The 18,945-nt window shown below is 67.3% G+C and carries 18 protein-coding genes; 7 read left to right on the forward strand and 11 right to left on the reverse strand.

Annotated elements, in window-relative coordinates:
* Positions 1 to 133: 133 nt before the first annotated feature.
* The 9 genes from ACT6SE_RS13690 to ACT6SE_RS13730 all read right to left on the reverse strand — a co-directional run bounded on the left by ACT6SE_RS13690 (position 134) and on the right by ACT6SE_RS13730 (position 13,147).
* Entirely contained in the window at positions 134 to 1,729 is a 1,596-nt protein-coding gene (locus tag ACT6SE_RS13690) for an alkaline phosphatase D family protein (protein WP_444811011.1), read from the reverse strand.
* The gene (locus ACT6SE_RS13695) at positions 1,729 to 3,966 is read right to left on the reverse strand and encodes a TonB-dependent receptor family protein (RefSeq protein ID WP_046431605.1); all 2,238 of its coding nucleotides are present in this window, start codon (positions 3,964 to 3,966) and stop codon (positions 1,729 to 1,731) included. Before ACT6SE_RS13695 ends, ACT6SE_RS13690 begins: the two co-directional genes overlap by 1 nt.
* A 173-nt stretch (positions 3,967 to 4,139) precedes the next feature.
* Positions 4,140 to 5,570, reverse strand: coding sequence for a replicative DNA helicase (locus ACT6SE_RS13700; RefSeq protein WP_014647708.1), 1,431 nt, complete (start codon positions 5,568 to 5,570; stop codon positions 4,140 to 4,142).
* 297 nt (positions 5,571 to 5,867) lie between these two features.
* On the reverse strand, positions 5,868 to 6,428 hold the full coding sequence (locus ACT6SE_RS13705) for an NADPH-dependent FMN reductase (protein ID WP_014647710.1): 561 nt from the start codon (positions 6,426 to 6,428) through the stop codon (positions 5,868 to 5,870).
* A 66-nt stretch (positions 6,429 to 6,494) separates the two neighbouring features.
* Positions 6,495 to 8,438 (reverse strand): asparagine synthase (glutamine-hydrolyzing), encoded by a 1,944-nt coding sequence (gene asnB, locus ACT6SE_RS13710; RefSeq protein WP_444811012.1) that lies wholly within the window; start codon positions 8,436 to 8,438, stop codon positions 6,495 to 6,497.
* Positions 8,439 to 8,441: 3 nt separating this feature from the next.
* The gene (locus ACT6SE_RS13715) at positions 8,442 to 10,721 is read right to left on the reverse strand and encodes a thiamine pyrophosphate-dependent enzyme (protein ID WP_046431612.1); all 2,280 of its coding nucleotides are present in this window, start codon (positions 10,719 to 10,721) and stop codon (positions 8,442 to 8,444) included.
* Between the two features lie 78 nt (positions 10,722 to 10,799).
* Positions 10,800 to 11,456, reverse strand: a complete 657-nt coding sequence (locus ACT6SE_RS13720; protein ID WP_046431688.1) for a glutathione S-transferase family protein — start codon at positions 11,454 to 11,456, stop codon at positions 10,800 to 10,802.
* A gap of 176 nt (positions 11,457 to 11,632) precedes the next feature.
* The gene (locus tag ACT6SE_RS13725; protein ID WP_032958898.1) at positions 11,633 to 12,175 is read right to left on the reverse strand and encodes a GNAT family N-acetyltransferase; all 543 of its coding nucleotides are present in this window, start codon (positions 12,173 to 12,175) and stop codon (positions 11,633 to 11,635) included.
* A gap of 126 nt (positions 12,176 to 12,301) precedes the next feature.
* Positions 12,302 to 13,147, reverse strand: coding sequence for a glycine zipper 2TM domain-containing protein (locus ACT6SE_RS13730; RefSeq protein ID WP_046431690.1), 846 nt, complete (start codon positions 13,145 to 13,147; stop codon positions 12,302 to 12,304).
* A gap of 163 nt (positions 13,148 to 13,310) precedes the next feature.
* Here ACT6SE_RS13730 and ACT6SE_RS13735 point away from each other — a divergent pair, with 163 nt between their 5' ends.
* Together ACT6SE_RS13735 and ACT6SE_RS13740 are read left to right on the forward strand one after the other, a co-directional pair.
* On the forward strand, positions 13,311 to 13,526 hold the full coding sequence (locus ACT6SE_RS13735; protein ID WP_014647716.1) for a DUF6116 family protein: 216 nt from the start codon (positions 13,311 to 13,313) through the stop codon (positions 13,524 to 13,526).
* Positions 13,523 to 14,296, forward strand: a complete 774-nt coding sequence (locus tag ACT6SE_RS13740; protein ID WP_046431615.1) for a TatD family hydrolase — start codon at positions 13,523 to 13,525, stop codon at positions 14,294 to 14,296. The genes ACT6SE_RS13735 and ACT6SE_RS13740 overlap by 4 nt, the downstream gene beginning before the upstream one ends.
* Before the next feature lie 34 nt (positions 14,297 to 14,330).
* Here ACT6SE_RS13740 and ACT6SE_RS13745 read toward each other — a convergent pair whose 3' ends face one another.
* On the reverse strand, positions 14,331 to 15,155 hold the full coding sequence (locus ACT6SE_RS13745; RefSeq protein ID WP_046431617.1) for a tRNA threonylcarbamoyladenosine dehydratase: 825 nt from the start codon (positions 15,153 to 15,155) through the stop codon (positions 14,331 to 14,333).
* A 79-nt stretch (positions 15,156 to 15,234) separates the two neighbouring features.
* On the opposite strand from ACT6SE_RS13745, the gene ACT6SE_RS13750 reads away from it, so the two are divergent.
* Both ACT6SE_RS13750 and ACT6SE_RS13755 read left to right on the forward strand, forming a co-directional pair.
* Positions 15,235 to 15,669: a cytochrome c gene (locus ACT6SE_RS13750; RefSeq protein ID WP_014647719.1), complete on the forward strand. Its 435-nt coding sequence runs from the start codon at positions 15,235 to 15,237 to the stop codon at positions 15,667 to 15,669.
* Between the two features lie 136 nt (positions 15,670 to 15,805).
* Positions 15,806 to 16,300 (forward strand): glycine zipper 2TM domain-containing protein, encoded by a 495-nt coding sequence (locus ACT6SE_RS13755; RefSeq protein WP_005417545.1) that lies wholly within the window; start codon positions 15,806 to 15,808, stop codon positions 16,298 to 16,300.
* Positions 16,301 to 16,372: 72 nt separating this feature from the next.
* Here the strand turns inward: ACT6SE_RS13755 and ACT6SE_RS13760 are convergent, their stop codons facing one another.
* A complete protein-coding gene (locus ACT6SE_RS13760) occupies positions 16,373 to 16,582 on the reverse strand; it encodes a cold-shock protein (RefSeq protein ID WP_014647720.1) in 210 nt (69 codons plus the stop codon).
* A gap of 235 nt (positions 16,583 to 16,817) precedes the next feature.
* Between ACT6SE_RS13760 and ACT6SE_RS13765 the strand changes: the two genes are divergently transcribed.
* The 3 genes from ACT6SE_RS13765 to arsC all read left to right on the forward strand — a co-directional run bounded on the left by ACT6SE_RS13765 (position 16,818) and on the right by arsC (position 18,917).
* Positions 16,818 to 17,303 (forward strand): DUF456 domain-containing protein, encoded by a 486-nt coding sequence (locus ACT6SE_RS13765; protein ID WP_046431620.1) that lies wholly within the window; start codon positions 16,818 to 16,820, stop codon positions 17,301 to 17,303.
* Positions 17,304 to 17,421: 118 nt separating this feature from the next.
* Positions 17,422 to 18,576, forward strand: coding sequence for a phospholipase A (locus ACT6SE_RS13770; RefSeq protein ID WP_032958894.1), 1,155 nt, complete (start codon positions 17,422 to 17,424; stop codon positions 18,574 to 18,576).
* Positions 18,576 to 18,917, forward strand: coding sequence for an arsenate reductase (glutaredoxin) (gene arsC, locus ACT6SE_RS13775; RefSeq protein WP_014647723.1), 342 nt, complete (start codon positions 18,576 to 18,578; stop codon positions 18,915 to 18,917). The genes ACT6SE_RS13770 and arsC overlap by 1 nt, the downstream gene beginning before the upstream one ends.
* Positions 18,918 to 18,945: the final 28 nt, after the last annotated feature.

The following is an 18,945-nucleotide window of genomic DNA, read 5'->3' on the forward strand; positions in this document are numbered from 1 at the left end:
TTTGCGACGAAACCCGGGCTGGGGGCGATGAAATCCGGTGCAGCTCCTGTAGAGCGCAGCCCACGCTCGGCTGCGCTTCGTTGCGATCACAGAAGACCCGCGCTGCGCGCGACAGCCGAGCGTGGGCTCGGCTCTACAGGAGCTGCACCGCGCCCGGGCGGCCATGGACCACCTGGAATCGCGCCGCGGTACGCACTGCGGCATCCGGGCGCAGCACGCTGTCGGCGAAGCGGAGCTCGGCGTCCACGGTCTGCCGGTTCAGCTGCAGCTTCCACCAGCCGCGGCGGTCGCCGTCGAAATAGCGGATATGCGGGTTCTGCGGAATCGATGGCCCGTAGTACGGCCCGTACGGCGTGTCGTCGCCGCCACTGCTGATCGCCGGGGCGATGAATTCGGTGGCCACGACCGGCGCGCTGGCCGCGTCGAAATCCAGCTTCAGGTCGTTGACGAAGGTGGAATGCCAGTCGCCGCCCAGCACGATGGCATTGCCCTGCCCGCCTGCCTGCATCGCCTGCAGCAGACGCCTGCGTGCGGCGGGATAGCCATCCCAGGCGTCGTTCCAGAAGCGCTCGCGTGGCGTGCCGCCGTCCAGCCGCAGCTGCGACATAAGCAGCTGCTGCACCACCACGTTCCAGCGCGTGCCCTGCGCGACGGCCATCGACTGCGTGAACCACGCTTCCTGCCCCGTGCCGAGCATGCTCATGCGCGGATCCAGCGCCGCTTCGCAGCGCGGTGACTCGCCCACACCGCAGGGATTGGCCGGGCGGAACTGGCGGCAGTCGAGCAGGGTCAGCTGTGCCAGATCGCCGTAACGCAGGCGCCGGTGCACGCGCAGGCCGCCATTGCCCGCAGGCGTGCTGCGCATCGGCAGGTGTTCGTAGAACGCGCGGTAGGCCGCCGCGCGGCGAACGATGAAGTCCTCGATCGACACGCCGGGCTTCTCCGGATGGATGCCCGAGTAGTCGTTCTGCACCTCGTGATCGTCCCAGATCACCGCGAAGCCGTGTGCGGCATGGGCCGCCTGTAGATCCGGGTCGAGCTTGTACAGCGCGTACTGGTCACGGTAGCGCTCCAGGCTCACCGTCTCGCCAGTGAAACGCGCCGCGTCCAGCGTGCTGCCACGCGCGTTCTGCAGCGGGCTGTACTCGTACAGGTAGTCGCCGGCATGCAGCACGAGGTCGACATCGCTCCGTGCGATATCACGCAGCACCGGATAGTAGCCACTGTTCCAGGCCTGGCAGGTGCACAGGGCCAGCCGCAGCTGCTGCAGCTGCGTGTCCGGTAGCGACGCGGTGCGGAAGTGGCCGACCGCGCTTTCCTCATCGCCATCGCAGGCGAAGCGGTAGTAGTAGTAGTCGCGGCCCGGGCGCAGGCCATTGACCTCCACGTGCACCGAATGGGCCAGCTCAGGCACCGCGGCTGCAGTACCCCGCTGCACCAGCCGGCGCATGCCGGCGTCTTCGGCCACGAACCAGCGCACCGGCACCGCCCGCGACGGCATGCCGCCGCCGTTGAGCGGGTCCGGCGCCAGCCGCGTCCACAACACGGCCCCCTGTGGATCCGGATCACCGGCGGCGACACCAAGGGTGAACGGATCACGCCCCAGCCGCGGCCGTGGGCCGGCCGTGGCCAGCCCCGGCATCGCCGCCAGCGCGATCGCCGCCCCCGTGCCCTGCCACGCCATGCGCAGCAGGCGACGACGGCGTTCCGGATCCACAGGCCCGCGCATCAGAAGCGCACGGTGGCGGTGGCCATCACCTGGCGCGGCGCGCCGACCTGCATGGTCGCCAGGCTGCGGGTCGGGTCGGCGGCGTAGGTGCCGTTGGTGTTGATCGAGGACAGGTAGCGCTTGTCGGTCAGGTTGGTCAGGTTCAGCGCCATGGTCAGGTTCTGCGCCGGGCCCAGCGCGCCGAAGTCATAGGCCACGGAGGCATTGACCAGCCAGTAGCTCGGCACCGACGCGTCGTTGGTATAGGTCACGTAGCGCTTGCCGACGTGGTTGGCCGACAGGCGCATGTCCCAGGGGCCCGGGGTCCAGGCCAGGGTGCTGGCGAACATCCATTCGGGGGTGTCGACGGTCTTCTTGCCGCGGGTCGGCACCACGCCATTGTTCACGTAGTCGTTGTCGTAGGTGCTGTCATTCCAGGACAGCGCGTTGGACCAGGCCAGGTCCTGCATCGGCTTCAGCTGCAGTGTCGCCTCGGCGCCGCGGCTGGTCACCGAACCGACGTTGGAGAACAGCGCCGGGCAGCCGAGGATGCCCACGCACTGGGCGATCGCCAGCAGGCGGTTGTCGAACTTGACGTCGTACACCGCAACCGAGGCTTCATAGCCCTTCCCGTAGCCGCGCCAGCCCAGCTCGAGGGTGCGCGACTGTTCCGGCTTCAGGTTCTGCGCGCTGGCATCGAACGCCGCCTGCGGCACGTTGAACGGGCTGCCCACGCCCAACGCGTAGGCGGCGATGTTCCTGGCGAACGAACCGAAGATCTCGTTGCCTTCGTTGAGCTTGAAGTTGAAACCCGCCTGAGGCAGCAGGCCCTTCTTCGAAGTCAGGCTGCTGTTGTTGGCATAGCTGCCCAGTGGCGTGCGCACGCGCGTGCGGGTGTGCGGCGACTTCGCACCGATGTCGATGGTCAGCCGGTCATCGAACAGGCGGAAGCGGTCCTGCACGTAGAACTGGCGGGTAATGGTGGTGTAGCGCTGGTGCCACACGCGCTGGTCCGGGTTGCGCAGGAAGAAGTCGTCGGTGACCGGGCCGTCGATGTAGTAGAAGTTGCGCTGCACGCTGTGGCCGTTGTCCTCGTACCAGAGGCCGGCTTCCAGGTCGTGGCCGCCGACGTTCCAGGTGAACGCCGAGGTCACGCCGGTACGGTCGATCGCGTACTCGGTGGTGCGGATCGAGATCGGAATCTCGCGACCGGTGCCCGGGTTGGACGGATTGGACGGGCTGAACCAGTGGCCCTGGCCACGGTTGCTGTGGTTGTAGACGTTGACCTTCAGCCGCATCGACTCGTTCAGGCCGAAATCGCCGGCGATGCTGGACAGGTCATCGTTGCGCAGGCCGTGGCCGGAGTAGTACGCATCCCAGGGGCTGTTGACGCCGCCCGTGAACCTGCCGCGCGCGGCGGCGACGGCACGATCCCAGTCCGGCGCGTAGTTGTCCCAGTCCCAGCCAAGGCGATCGATCATCTCCAGCGACAGGTCCTGGTAGTCCGCCTCGACGCGGCGCGAGGCGTTGAACAGCGCGGTGATCCTGCTGTCCGTTCCGAAATTGTAGGTGGCCTTGCCGTTGAACTGTTTCAGCTCCTGCGAGCCCTTGCCCTTCCACTTGTCGCCTTCGGAGTACACGCCGGACAGATAGGCCGCAAAGCCCTGGTGCTCACCGGTCTCCAGGCGCGCATAGCTGCGCCGCGCGCTGTCGCTGCCGAAGCCCTGCGCCAGCACCACGCCGTACTCGGTGGACGGATCGATCGAATAGAACTGGAACACGCCGCCGAGGTTGCTGGTGGACGGCGTACCCAGCGCGCCGATGCCGGTGGACACTTCGGCTCCGCCCAGGTTCTCGCTGATCACGGCACGGCTGATATGCAGGCCGTTGCTGTTGCCATAGGCCATGTTGCCCAGCGGGATGCCATCGAGCGTGTAGCCCAGGCGGCTCTGGTTGAAGCCACGCAAGCTGATGGTGGTGGACCATTCGTACGCGCCGGTGGCATCGGCCGACTCGAAGTGAACGCCCGGCTTGCTGGCCAGCAGCTTCAGTGGGTTCGCACCGGGCGGCAGGATCTTCATGTCCTCGGCGGTCACGCGCTGCACCTGGCGGGCTTCGCCGCGGCCGATCACCGAGATCGAATCGAGGGTAGTCGCCGACGGTGCGTCGGGGGCGGGTTTAGCGGCAGCGAGCGACGGGAGCGAAGCACAGACCAGCAGGGCCAGCAGATTGCGGCGATGCGAAGCGTGGGACGACATGGAGGTGGATTCCTTGGGCACGCTGGACGCCGAAGGGCGGCGTCGAAGAGCAGCAGCGGCGGAATCGTAGAAGCGGCGCGTTACATGTCATTTACACGCCACATGCGGAATTCTTGCGTTCCGAATGGTGTACCGCCCGGAAGGCGATTGCCGGCCAGCGGCCGGCATGGCCGTTACTCGAACGAGCCGACCGAATCGTGGGCCAGGTTGTCGAAGCGGGTGTACTCGCCGAAGAACTTCAGCTTGCACGAGCCGGTCGGGCCACCACGGTGCTTGCCGATGATGATCTCGGCCAGGCCCTTGTCCGGCGAGTTTTCCTTGTTGTAGTAGTCGTCGCGGTAGATGAACACGATCATGTCCGCGTCCTGCTCGATTGCGCCCGACTCGCGAAGGTCGGCCATCACCGGGCGCTTGTCGGTACGCGTTTCCAGCGAGCGGTTGAGCTGTGACAGCGCGATCACCGGCACATTCAATTCCTTGGCCAGGCCCTTCAACGAACGCGAGATCTCCGAGATTTCGGTCGCGCGGTTTTCGCTGTTGCCGGGCACGCTCATCAGCTGCAGGTAGTCGATCACGATCAGGCCGAGGTCATGCTCGCGCTTGAGGCGGCGGCACTTGGAGCGCAGCACTTCCGGCGACACGCCCGGCGTATCGTCGATGAAGATCTTGGTTTCCTTCAGCATCTTGATCGCGCTGGTGACGCGGCTCCAGTCCTCGTCTTCCAGCTGGCCGGTACGCAGGCGCTGCGCGTTGATGCGGCCATTGGAGGAAATCAGGCGCATCGCCAGCTGCGATGCCGACATTTCCATCGAGAACACCGCCACGCCCTTCTTCGACTTGATCGCCGCGTACTCGGCGATGTTCAGCGCGAAGGTGGTCTTGCCCATGGCCGGGCGCGCCGCGAGGATGATCAGATCGGTCGGCTGCAGGCCGGCGGTCATCGCATCGAAATCAGTGTACCCGGTCGGCAGGCCGGTGATGTTGCCGCCGTTCTCGAAGCGGTTGCGCAGCTCCTCGAATGCATCCTTCAGCGCACCGGGCATGGCCACGAAATCGGTGCGACCACGTGCGCCCTGTTCGGCAATGGCGAACACGCTCTTTTCCGCCGAGGCCAGCAGCTCGCTGCTGTCGCGGCCTTCGGGCTGGAAACCGTCGTTGACGATGTCGGTGCCCACCTGGATCAGCTGGCGCAACACTGCCTTGTCACGCACGATCTCGGCGTAGGCCACGATGTTGGCAGCCGACGGCGTGGTACTGGCCAGTTCGATCAGGTAGGCACCGTCGCCCACCAGTTCCATCTTGCCCTGCGACTCGAACCACTCGCCCAGGGTCACCGCATCGAACGGACGCTCGCGCTCGGAGAGCTCGCGGATCGCCCGATAGATCATCTGGTGGTCGCGACGGTAGAAGTCGCCTTCGGTCAGCTGGTCATTGACCCGGTCATACGCTTCGGGCGCCAGCATCAGCCCCCCCAGCACCGCCTGCTCGGCTTCCACCGAATGCGGCGGTACCCGCAACTGGTCGATGCGCGACTCGTCGCGATCGCGATCGAAGCCATCACCGCGCTCTCTGCGGTTGGAACGGAAGCCGGGACGAGCGGACATGCTGCGGTGTTTCCTGCAAAAGTGGGCCAGACGAGTGTAGGCATGCGCCGACCCCGGCGACCATGGACAAGCCTGTGGATAAGCCGTGGAGAAACGGGGGATATCCGCCGGTGCCTGGCCAGACTGGCGTGGGGGCGTCGCACTGCCTGCGACAGGCGCCATTGCGGCACCCGAGCGGAGCATTATCGCAGATCAGGCGCCACGGGTCGGAGCCCGTCGCTGCGCGTCAGGATCCGACCCCGGGCGTGGTTGGGGTCGGATCCCTCTGCGACGCAGGGAACTCCGACCCCGCAGGCGTCAATCGCCCTTGACGTGCACCGCGATCAGCGCCAGGAACCGGTCCACGTAGCCCTGCAGGAACTTCTGCGTGCCCTCGTTGTGGATCGTGCCGTCGGCATCGATCAGGCCCTCCTTGAAGTGGATGAACGCCTCGGGCTGCCCAAGCACATGCATGTCCAGGAAGGCCAGGGTGTTGCGCAGGTGCTGCTGGGCCACGGCGGTACCGATCTGGCCGATGGAGGCGCCGATCACCGCCGCCGGCTTGCCGGCAAACGCACTGTCACCGTAGGGACGCGAGCCGATATCGATGGCGTTCTTGAGCACGCCCGGCACCGACCGGTTGTATTCGGGGGTGACGAACAGCACCGCGTCGGCGGCGCGCACCTGGTCCTTCAGCCGGGTACCCTGCGCCGGATACTGCGCGTCGAAGTCCTGGTCATACAACGGCAGGTCGCCGATCTGCACGTACTGGAAGCGTGCGCGATCACCGGCGATCTTCTCCAGCGCATGGGCCAGCTTGCGGTTGCACGAGTCCTTGCGCAGGCTGCCGACGAACACGGCGATGGTGGGTACGGACATCGGGACATACTCCTCATGGTGCGGGAGGCCCAGCCTAGTCGCCGGGCCCGTGCAGGCCGGTGAAGATCAGCCGCCCACAATGCCTGCGCGCACCTGCCGCCAATGCGCCTGCCAGGCCTGGAACATCAGCACGTTCCACAGATGGGTATGCCACTTGCGCTGCCCTCCCAGGAACTGCTGCCACAGCGGCTGCACCGCCGCCGCCGACAGCACGCCCTCACGCTCCAGCCGCGCCGGCTGCAGCAGGTCCTCGGCCCAGGGCCGCAGGTCGCCTTTCAGCCAGTCACTGACCGGCGCGCCGAAACCGCGCTTGGGACGGTGCACCATCGAATGCGGCACGTAACGGCCCAGCACGCGCTTGAGCAGCACCTTGCTGGTGGTCTCGCTGCGCTTGAAGCCCAGCGGCAGCGACCAGGCGAACTCGGCCACCCGCCAGTCCAGCAGCGGTGCGCGCGCCTCCAGGCTGACCGCCATCGAGGTGCGGTCGACCTTGCACAACAGATCGTCCGGCAGGTAGGTCACGAAATCGGCCAGCATCATCGCGTCGGCCGGCGTACCCGCGCCGTGCAGCGGATCGGCCAGGTCGTAGAAGCTGCCGGCGGCCCGCGCGCCGGTCACCGCCGCGGCCGGGTCGCGCCAGCGCGAGATGCGGTTGCGGTAGACGTCGCCGATGCCACGCGCACCGGTCTCGGCCAGCAGCGCGGCCAGGCCGCCGGTGCGCGAGGCTTCGCCCTGCTGCTGCGCACGCGCGCCCATCCAGCGCCGCAGCGGCCCCGGCACGCGGCCGAGCATCTGCCAGTTGCGCAGCGCGCGTACATACCGGGTATAGCCGAAGAACAGCTCATCGCCACCGTCACCAGACAGCGCCACGGTCACGCCCTGCCGCGCCAGCCGGGCGACCAGCGCGGTCGGCACCTGCGACGCGTCGGCAAAAGGCTCATCGAACATCGCCGGCAACTGCGGCACCACCGCCAGCGCGTCGGCGCCGCTGACGTACAACTCGGTATGGTCACAGCCCAGGTGGGCCGCCAGCTCTCGGGCCAGCGGCGCCTCGTCATGTCCCGAATCGGTGAAGCCGATGCTGAAGCTGTGCACCGGCTGCCCGCTCTGGGCCTGCATCAGCGACGCCACCAGTGAGGAATCGGTGCCACCAGACAGGAATACGCCGACCGGCACGTCGGCCACCATGCGTAGCGCCACCGCGTCGCGCAGCAGCGTGTCCAGCTGTTCCTCGGCGTCCTCGATGCGGCCCTGGAAGGGTGCGGCCAGCGCCGCCTGCATGCGCGCGCGCGCATCCCAGTACGGCCGCTGTGCCTGTTCCGGACGATGCGCGGATGCGCCGGCAGCGACGGCCGCCGCGTCCAGGCGCAACACCCGGCCCGGCATCAGCTTGTAGCAGCGCTGGTGGATGCTGTGCGGCGCCGGGATGTAATCCAGCCGCAGCAGCAAGGTGAGCGCATCGCGGTCGATGTCGTTGTCGAACGCCGGGTGCTGCCAGAGCGCCTTCAGTTCCGAACCGAACACCAGCGTGTCGCCGGCCCAGCCGTAATACAGCGGCTTCTTGCCGACGCGGTCGCGGGCCAGCCACAGGCAGCGCTCCTGGCGGTCCCACAGCGCGATGGCGACCATGCCGTTGCAGCGCTGCAGGGTGTCTTCCACGCCCCATTGCAGGATCGCCGCCAGCAGTACTTCGGTATCGGAATGGCCGCGGAAGGCATGCCCCAGCGGCTCCAGTTCCTCGCGCAGGGCGGCGAAGTTGTAGACCTCGCCGTTGTAGGCCATCACGTAGCGGCCGTCGGCCGAGGCCATCGGCTGGTGGCCCAGCGGGGACAGGTCGAGGATGCTCAGGCGGCGATGCGCCAGCGCGATGCCCGCCTCGGCATCGACCCAGCTGCCGCCATCATCGGGCCCGCGGTGGTGCAGCGCCTGGCCCATGGCCAGGGCCTGCGCCTGCAGCGCCTCGGCCGACGCCAGCGGCGCCGGCAACAACATTCCCGCCAATCCACACATGCATCAGGGTTCCTGCGCCAGGTCGAGGGCGGCGCCAATCACCGCATTGTCGCTTGGAAGCCCGAACATTGCTGCCCCCGCCAGTGGCGTGTAGGTGTCGGCACCACAGACCCGGCGCAACGGCAGATGGCCGAACCCGGCCTCGACCAGCGCGGTGACCACGCCCTCGCCCACCCCGCCGCTGTGGCGGCCTTCATCCAGCACCAGCACCCGCCGTGCGCTGGCGGCCTGGGCAGCGATGAAACCGGCGTCCAGCGGTACCAGCCAGCGCAGGTCGACCACCCGCACCTGCCAGCCCAGCTGCTGCTCGATCGCCCGCGATGCGCGCAATGCCATCGGCACGCCGTTGCCATAGGTATAGATCACCAGATCGCCGGCCTCCGGCGCATAGACCCGGCCCTCCCCCGGCACCAGCGACTGGCCCTGTGCGGGGAAGTCGAACAGCCACTGGCCATCGCCGGCTTCGTGCAGGTCCTTGCTCATGTACAACGCGATCGGCTCCAGGAACACCGCCACGCGCCCATCCACCCGCGCCAGTGCGGCCAGCGTGCGCAGCATCATCACCGCATCGTCGCCACGCGACGGGCAGCCCACCACCAGCCCCGGGATGTCGCGCAACGCGGTGATCGAGTTGTCGTTGTGGAAGTGGCCACCGAAGCCCTTCTGGTACCCCAGCCCGGCCACCCGCACCAGCATCGGGTTGCGGTACTGGTCGTTGGAGAAGAACTGCAGCGAACACGCTTCGCCGCGCACCTGGTCGATGGCGTTGTGCAGATAGGCCAGGTACTGGATCTCCGGAATCGGCAGCATGCCCAGGTTGGCCAGGCCCTGAGCCATGCCCAGGATCATGGTCTCGTCCAGCAGGGTGTTGAACACCCGGCGTGGGCCGAAGCGGCGCAGCAGATCCTTGGTGACGGTGTAGACACCGCCCTTCTGTGCGACGTCCTCACCGAACAGCAGGCTCTGCGGATACTTCGCCAGCAGTTCCTGCAGGGCATGGTTGATCTGGATCGCGAGGTGGCGTGGCGCCTGCCGTTCGGGCAACGCCTCCGCACCGCCATACAGCGCTTCACGCGTTCCGGCGGGCACCTCGCGCCGTGCTTCGGCCTGCACCGCAGCCGGCGTATAGGGCGCAAGCGGCTCCATCACTTCCCGCAGCGACTGCAGCTTCGGCCGTCCTTCGGCATCGGCGGCGGCGGCCATGCAGCGCGCGCGCATCGTCTCGTAGGCCACCTCGATGGCGGCCGCATCCATCCAGCCCGATTCCATCGCGATCTGTGCCGAGCGCAGCAGCGGATCCTGCGCCTCGGCCGCGCACAGCTCCGGCAACGCGCGCCATTCCACCTCGAAGTCGGTGCCGGCGTGCCCCATCAGGCGCGTGGTGCGCAGATGCAGGAAGGTCGGCCGCCGCGTACGCCGGCAGTGCTCCACCGCCGCCTGCACCTGCGCATGGCCGGTGGCCAGGTCGAGGCCATCGGCGTAGAAATAGTCCAGCCCGGGCTGACCGCTGAAGCGTTCGGCGATCCAGCCTTCAGGCGTTTTCACCGAGATGCCCAGGCCATTGTCCTCGCAGACGAACAGGACCGGTGCCGGCAGCTTCTGGTAGGCCGACCACATCGCGGTGTTGAACGCGGTCTGCGCGGTGGCATGGTTGGCCGAGGCGTCGCCGAACGAGCACAGTACGATGCTGTCGGCCGGAATGGGCAGTTCGTGGCCCAGCCGCTTGCCGCTTTCGAGGGCCAGCGCGGTGCCCAGCGCTTTCGGAAGATGCGAGGCGATGGTCGAGGTCTGCGGCAGCACCCACAACGGTTTGCTGCCCCACACCTTGTGCCGCCCCCCGCTGGCCGGGTCATCGGCGCTGGCAGCAAAGGACAGCGCGGCATCGCGCAGCGGGTCGATCCCCGGCACCTGGCGTGAGCGCTCGGCCATGAAGGCACCGGAGCGATAGTGCAGGAATGCAGGATCCGTATGCCGGCAGGCCCGCGCCAGCAGCGCATTGCCTTCGTGGCCGGATGAACCGATGGTGTAGAAGACCTTGTTCTGCACGCGCAGCACGCGCGCCATCAGGTCCAGCTGGCGGCTGGCCAGCTGCGAATCGAACAGCTCGCCAAACGCGGCGGCGGTAAGCGTGCTGCCCGGCAGGATCGGCGCATCCGGCGCCGGGCGCGGGCGCGGGGTACCGCGCCAGCCACGCACCGCGTCGAGGAAATTGGCGTCGCACACGTCGGCGCGGTTGAGCACGCGCATGCGTGCGGGAATCGGATCTGGAACCACAGCGAACATCGAACACCCTCCGTGTCGTTGTTGCATTCCGCCCGGGGTTGGCCAGGCGCTACCCTGTGGGGATCACCTTGGTGAGAGTCATGCGGCCTCGAAGCGGGCGCGCACCTCGGCGGTCACCGCCGGCATCGGCAGGAAGCGCGGCTGCCCGCGCACGCGCTGCAACCAGGCGCGAACTTCCGGGAACGGCTGCAGGCTGATTCCACCCTCGCCTGCGACGTCGGTGTAGGCGAACAGCGCGATGTCGGCGATGCCGTACCCACTGCCGGTGAACCATTGCGCATCACGCAGGTGCTGCTCCATCACCGCCAGTGCAGCGGCGGCGCGCTCGTGCAGGCGTGGCAGTTCGGCGCGGCGCGGCGACCCAGGCGGGGTCCAGCCGCGGATGAAGCGCGCGACCGCTACGCACGGCTCGTGCGTGTACTGCTCGAAGAACATCCAGCTCAGTGCCTGCGCGCGCTCCCAGCCATCGGTGGGCAGGTAGGGCGTGCCTTCGGCCAGCCAGAAAAGGATCGCATTGGACTCGGTCAGCACGCGGCCATCGTCGCGGACGATCAACGGCACCTTGGCATTGGGATTGAGCGCGAGGAACTCAGGGGTGTGGGTCTGGCCGTGGGCACTGTCCACTTCCACCCAGCGGTAGCGGCTGCCGAGCTGCTCCAGCAGCAGGCGGACCTTGTGGCAATTGCCTGACACCGACATGCCGTGCACCGTCAACGGGACGCGCTCTTCCACCATTGCCTGCTCCCTCGGATCCGGCCGGCGGCCGGCTGCGTGCAGTCTGGCAAGCACGCCAGTGAATGCCAAGCGCGGGTGCAGCATGACTACACGGTAGTGCCGGCCGCTGGCCGGCATCCTCGATGCAGCTGGATCCAAGCGATTGCCGGCCAGCGGCCGGCACTACCAAGCCACGCTCAGCGCGCGCGTTGCCGCCACTGTTCGCGCGACTGGCCCCAGATCTGCATGGGCTTGTCGTTGTATGGCGCTGGCAACTCCCCCATGCGCAGCAGGGTGCTTCCCAGCTTGCGTGCCACGGCCCGCGAGTTGTCGTTGTTCTCGGCGATCGTGTGGATCACCTCAGCCCATCCCAGCGTATCGAACGCCCAGTCGATCGCCGCGACCGCCGCCTCCGGCGCATAGCCCCGGCCCCAGCTGGCATGGCGGATGCCCCAACCGACCTCGGTACCCGGCCAGTCCTGCGGCTGCCACGGTCCCATCCGCCCGATCCAGTCGCCGCTGGATTTCTCGATCACGCTGAACATCGAGAAGCCGAACAGCTGCCAGGCGCCGGCCAGGCTGCAGAAACCGCGCCAGGCCACCGAGGGTGGCTGCACGCCGCCCAGGGTACGCATCGTGGCCTCGTCGGCGCAGAACGCCAGGTACGGCTCGTAGTCCTCGCGAAGCAGCGGGCGCAGGATCAGCCGCTCGGTTTCGATGCGCAGGTCGAAGATGCTCATGCCGGCTCCATGTCGAAGGAGGCACCCATGATGGAGGATGGCTTCCCTGCGCGGATGAATATCGCCGGTCGCAATGAAACGGGCCGGCATGAGCCGGCCCGTCAGGTACTGCATGCTGCGCCGGGATTACTGGCGCGTGGCTGCGGCAGTGGCACCGGCGGCAGCGGTCTGCGTGACCAGCTGGCCATCGACCACCGGCAGGCGATCGCTGGCCGGCTTGTTGTCCATGCGCACGGTCTTCTCCGCGCCGTCATAGCGGTAGGTCACGTTGTAACCCTTCACCACGTCGTTGGTACCCATGGCAATGCGGTTGCCCGGCTTGCTGGCCATGCGCATGGTGCCGGTGGTGCCATCCTCATTGCGATAGGTCACGTTGTAGCCGGTGACGCGGCTCGACTCGGAGGTGGCGGTCTCGGTGTGGCACTGGCGCTCGGTGCGGTTGACCACACGGCCACCCACATGGCGCTTGTCGATCTGGTTGCCGATGAAGCCGCCGGCCACGGCACCGGCGGCGGTCGCGGCCTTCTTGCCGTTGCCGCCACCGACCTGGTTGCCGAGCAGGCCACCGACCACAGCGCCGACCACGGTGCCGCCGACGTTGCCATCACGTTCCGGCAGGCGTTCCTGCACCGTCACGTCCTGGCAGACCTCGTGCGGGGTCTGGGTGGTGGAGGTCTCGCGCACTGGATCGGTGCCGATCACAGTGGCGTAGGCCTTCTGCTTCTCGGTGATCGGGTCAACCTTCAGCACATCGGCATATTCAAGCCCGCGCGGCGCGGACGGGTCCAGCTTGTCACCACGTGCGCCGTCGTCAGAAGCGTTACCTTCAACGAGGCGCGATTCACCATTGGGGGTTCCGGCGCTGATGGAATCGGGCGACTTGTCACCACTCTTCATGAAGGCGGCGGTGGCGATGCCACCGACCAGCAGCGCGCCCGCTGCGACCAGGACAGTTGTAGTTGTGCTTTTCATGACCTGCTCCTTGCGGACCATCCGCAACGTTCTCGGGGCAGATTGCAGCATGCGCTGCCTGAACGGAATCTCCACATTTCCTGCTCATTCCGATAACCCATTCAGCATCGGGAAATGCTGGGCCCGTGGTAGCGTTTGCACATTCCCCACGAGGCTCCCCGCCATGGCCAACCCGATGCTGCTGCCGGTACTGCAATGGGCCCGCCGGCTGCGCTACCCCACCCTGTTCAAGCTCACCGCCGGCCTGTTCGTGCTGACCTTGTTCATCCCGGACCCGATCCCGTTCGTCGATGAGCTGGTGCTGGGCTTCGGCACGCTGCTGCTGGCCAACTGGAAGAGCCGCAACGCCGCAACACCTCCGCCGCTGGAACAGCGTTGAGCATCCTGGTTGACAGCCACTGCCATCTGGATGCCAGCGGGTTCGACCGTGACCGCGCTGCGGTGATCGAGCGTGCGCAGGCCGCGGGGGTGCGCCAGCAGGTGGTACCGGCGGTGACCGCGGCCAGCTGGCCGAAGCTGCGTGAGGTCTGCCAGCAGGCGCCGGGGCTGTACCCGGCCTACGGCCTGCATCCGATGTTCCTGGCCGATCACCAGCCCGGGCACCTGCCACTGCTGCGCGAGTGGATCGAGCGCGAACGCCCCTGTGCGATCGGCGAATGCGGCCTGGACTTCTTTGTCGAAGGGCTGGACGCCGACGCCCAGCAGGCGTATTTCATCGGCCAGCTGGAACTGGCCCGCGAATTCGAGTTGCCGGTGATCGTGCACGCGCGACGCGCGGTGGATGCGGTGATCGCCGCCATCCGCCGCGTCGGCGGCCTGCGCGGCGTGGTGCACAGCTTTTCCGGCAGCCCGGAACAGGCCGCGCAACTGCACAGGCAGGGCTTCCTGCTCGGCCTCGGTGGCCCACTGACCTACGATCGCGCGCAACGGCTGCAGCGGCTGGTGCGCGAGATGCCGCTGGAACAGTTGCTGCTGGAAACCGACGCGCCCGACCAGCCCGACGCCGGCATCCGCGGCCAGCGCAACGAGCCAGCGCGGCTGGCGACCATTGCCCGGCACGTGGCCGCACTGCGCGGGATGGAGCTGGAAGCCGTGGCCCAGGCCACGACGGAGAATGCGCGGCGATTGTTCGCGCTGCCGGCAATGTAACGGGTAGGTGCCGGCCGCTGGCCGGCACGATTCATCACACCTCGCTGGCCTCTACCGCATCCACCTTCACCTTCTTCGGCTCCAGCAGCATCTCCAGCGCCTTGCCAACCGCCGCGAAGGCGAACGCGCCGGTGATGTGGGTTGCCGCGCCCAGGCCGGCACCACAGTCCAGCTTCAACGCCGCATCGGCGCCCAGGTTCGGACGGATGCCGCAGACGCTGCCATCGGCCTGCGGGTACTTCACATTCTCCAGCGAATACACCGCCGGTACGCCGAAATAGCGCTTGGCGTTCTTCGGGAAGTTGAATTCGCTGCGCAGCTTCTTGCGGATCAGCGCCAGCATGGCGTCGTGCTCGGTGCGAGAGACATCGCGGATGCGCACCAGGGTCGGGTCGGTACGGCCACCGGCGGCACCGACGGTCAGCAACGGCAGCTTGCGGCGGCGGCACCATGCGATCGTCTCGACCTTGACCCGGAAGCTGTCGCAGGCATCGATCACCAGATCGAACCCCCGGTCCAGCAGCTCGGCCATGTTGGACACGGTCAGGAATGCCTGCACCGCGTCGACCCCGATGTCCGGATTGATCGCACGGCAACGCTCGGCCATCGCCTCGGCCTTGTTGCGGCCGTAGTTGCCTTCCATCGCCGGCAGCTGCCGGTTGGTGTTGGACACGCAGATATCGTCGGCATCGATCAGGGTCAGGTGGCCGACGGCCGAACGGGCCAGCGCCTCCACCACCCACGAGCCGACGCCGCCCATGCCGACCACCGCCACGCGGCTGCCCTGCAGGCGCTCGAGTGCACCCACGCCGTACAGCCGTTCGATGCCGGCGAAGCGTTGTTTGACCTGTTCGTTCATCGGGCTATTTTAACGTGCAGGTGCTGGCGCCCGCAGTACGCCGGCGTCGAACCCACCGTTGCACGCCCGGAGTGCCCGCATGAATGCCAGCCCGCCCCGCCGCCTGTCCAGCGCCCATCGCTACCTGTTCGTGCTCTGCCTGGGCCTGCTGATCGGCCTGATCGCCACGGTAATGGTCGGCCGCGCCCTGCAGGCGCGTCGCGATCCGTTCCCGGGCAGCCTGATGCAGGTGATGCAGCGGCAGTCACAGCTGCTGCAGCAGGCCCAGCTGCAGAACCGCTGCAGCCTGGCTGACAGCGTGCCGCGGCTGCAGGTGCTGCGCCTGCTGTCCAATGACCTGGACCAGGCGTTTCCCGGGCTGAAGGACAGTGCGCAGTTCCAGCAGCACGCCAGCCAGCTGCGCGGCAACCTCAACACGGCGCTGGCCTCACCCCCCGGCGACTGCAGGGCCCTCGCCCAGCTGGTGGAAACACTGCAGGCGGACTGCCGCGCCTGCCACCAGGATTTCCGCTGAGCCGCATTCATCCTGCAGCCGGGCAGCACGCACACGGTTGGCGCGTTGTTCACGTTCGAAAGGAGAGGATTCGTCCACCCTGCTGCACGACGCAGTACCACCCAACCCACCCGCCTTCACGGCCAGGAGACGCCCCATGAAGATCCAGCTCATCGCCGCCAGCGCCATCGCTACCCTCGCGCTGGCTGGCTGTGCCACCTCGCCCGGTTACAGCGGCGGTGGTTACAACAACGGCTACAACAACGGCGGCTACGGCAACAATGGCGGCTACAACCAGGGCCGTTGCGCTGACTGTGGCATCGTCACCCGCATCAACACCGTGCCCTCGGGCCGCACCGCGCCCAGCGCGACCGGCGCGATCCTCGGCGGCATCGTCGGCGCCGTGGCCGGCCATGAAATCTCCGACCACACCGGTGGCAGCCGTGGCAACAAGAACATCGCCGCCGCCGCAGGCGCGGTCGGTGGTGCCCTGGCCGGCAACCAGATCCAGAAGAACGTCACCAGCGATACCTATGACATCAGCGTGCGCATGGATGATGGCCGCACCATCGTGGTCAACCAGCGCGATCTCGGCGGCATCCGCGAGAACACCTACGTGCGCGTCGTCAATGGCAAGGTCATCCTGCGCTGACCTGCACCGGGCCAACGGCAAAGAAAAAGGCCCGCTTGCGCGGGCCTTTTTCATGCCGACGGGCGGCGGGTATTACACCGGCTGCACCTTGTCAGCCTGCAGGCCCTTCTGGCCCTGCACGACTTCGAAGCTCACAGTCTGGCCTTCCTTGAGGCTCTTGAAGCCCTGGGTCTCGATGGCGCGGAAGTGCACGAACACGTCCTCGCCATTCTGCCGGCTGATGAAGCCGAAGCCCTTCGCATCATTGAACCACTTTACGGTACCGGTCTCGCGCTCAGCCATCTCACTAACTCCCTTTGACTCTCTCTTGTTGTTGGAAACGCCCGGTGGGCGGCTGACAAGCAAGGGGGAAGCGAGGTGCATCGATGCAGCGGATCGGAAAGATCTTGCTTCATCAGGCCACGATCCACGGTGACCTTGCCAAGCTCAGCGACTGCAACTTAACCCGCCCAAAACGAAAAAGCAACTGGCAAAATCTTTCACTGTCAACCCCAAAACGGCCACCATACGGGACAGCATGGGACTCTCATTCATCTTATATCTGCTAGCGGTCATTTTTGTCCTGATCGGCATCGCCGGCATCATCCTGCCGGCCCTCCCGGGCATCCCGCTGGTGTTCATCGGGCTGCTGCTGGCGGCCTGGGCCGACGGCTTCGCCCACGTCGGCTGGCCCACCCTGGTCGCGCTGGGCGTGCTGACCCTGCTTTCACTGCTGGTGGACGTGCTGGCCACCGTGGTCGGCGCGCAGCGCGTCGGCGCCAGCCGCAAGGCCCTGTGGGGCACCTTCGTCGGCAGCATCGTCGGCCTGCTCTTCATGCCCATCGGCCTGTTTGCCGGACCGCTGGTCGGCGCCCTGCTCGGCGAGTACTGGCACACCCGCGAACTCGGCCGCTCGACCAAGGTGGGCCTGGCGACCTGGCTCGGCATCCTGCTCGGCCTGGCACTGAAACTGGCGGTGGTGATCGCGATGCTGGGCCTGTTCGCGTTCGCCTGGTTCTTCTGAGCCACCTAGCCTTCACGCCACGCGCACGCCGTGGCCGTGCATAAACGGTGGGGCTGGCCGCGATCCGGTGCAGCCGCCACACTGTGCGATTCCCGTATCCATCGAAGGGCCTGCTGCAATGACCCTCCCCACGCTGCTTCCCCGTCTGGCGCCGCTGGCGCTTGCCCTGGCCAGTGCACCGTTGGCTGCGCAGGAGTTCGCGCCCAGCGCCGACACCTCGCCGGCCGCCTGCGCGGCGATCACCACCGACGCGGCCCGCCTGGCCTGCTATGACCGCCTCTTCGGGCACACCCCGGAGGCCACCGCCGCCGCCGATGCCGCCGCCGAATCGGCTGCGCAGGCGCGCCGCGAGGAACGACAGACCGCGCGCGTGAGCCAGGGCGAGGAAAAGCTGCGCGAGCGGGTCAGCGACCTGTTCCGTCCGGCGGCACCGGACAGCGCGCTGGCCAATGCTGGCCGCGGTTCACTGCTGGACAGCCGCTGGGAGCTGGCCGAGGACTCCAAGCTGGGGCCCTTCCAGCTGCGTGCCTACAAGCCGGTGTACCTGCTGCCGGCGTTCTGGACCAGCGACCGCAACACCACGCCGCATTCGCCGAACCCGGCCAACAGCGTGACGACCCCGCAGGTACTCGACAGTACCGAGCTGAAGTTCCAGATCAGCTTCAAGACCAAGATCGCCGAGAACCTGTTCGGCGACAACGGCGACATCTGGGCTGGCTACACCCAGAGTTCGCGCTGGCAGGCCTACAACAGCGAGGATTCGCGCCCGTTCCGCGAAACCAACTACGAACCCGAAGTGATGATGGTGTTCCGCAACGGCTACTCGATCGGTGGCTGGCGCGGGCGCATGACCGGTATCAGCCTCAACCACCAGTCCAACGGACGGGCCGATCCGCTCTCGCGCAGCTGGAACCGGGTCATGCTCAACATCGGCCTGGATCGCGAGAACTGGGCGCTGGTGCTGCGCCCGTGGTACCGCATCCCGGAAAGCCGCAGCGAAGACAATAATCCGGACATCGAGGATTACATGGGCCGGGGTGACGCGACCCTGATCTGGAACCGCAACGGGCATGAAGTCGCGCTGATGGCGCGTCATTCGCTGCGCACCGGCAGCCGCTCCCACGGTGCACTGCAGCTGGATTACGGCTTTCCGATCAGCAATCTGCTGCGTGGCCATGTGCAGGTCTTCGACGGCTATGGCGAGAGCATGATCGACTACAACCACAAGGCCACCTATGTGGGCGTGGGCGTGTCGCTGCTGGAGTGGTTCTGATGGACGTGACGATCTGGCACAACCCGGCCTGCAGCAACTCGCGCGGCGCACTGAAGCTGATCCGCGATGCGGGCTTCGACCCGGTGGTGATCGAGTACCTGGGCACCCCACCCGACGCGGCCACGCTGCGCCAGGTGCTGGCCGAGTCGGCCCTGAGCGCGCGCGACCTGGTGCGCAGCAAGGAGACCCAGTTCGCCGAACTCGGGCTGGAAGATGCCGACGATGCCACCCTGCTGGCTGCGATGGCCGAACACCCGCGCCTGATCAACCGCCCCGTGGTGCGCACGCCCAAGGGCACACGGCTGTGCCGCCCGCCGGAAACGGTGCTGGAGATCCTGTAACGGAAAAGGGGACGGAGGGGATTAAGTC

The sequence above is a fragment of the Stenotrophomonas sp. LC732 genome (genome assembly GCF_052446685.1).
Taxonomy (GTDB): domain Bacteria; phylum Pseudomonadota; class Gammaproteobacteria; order Xanthomonadales; family Xanthomonadaceae; genus Stenotrophomonas; species Stenotrophomonas muris.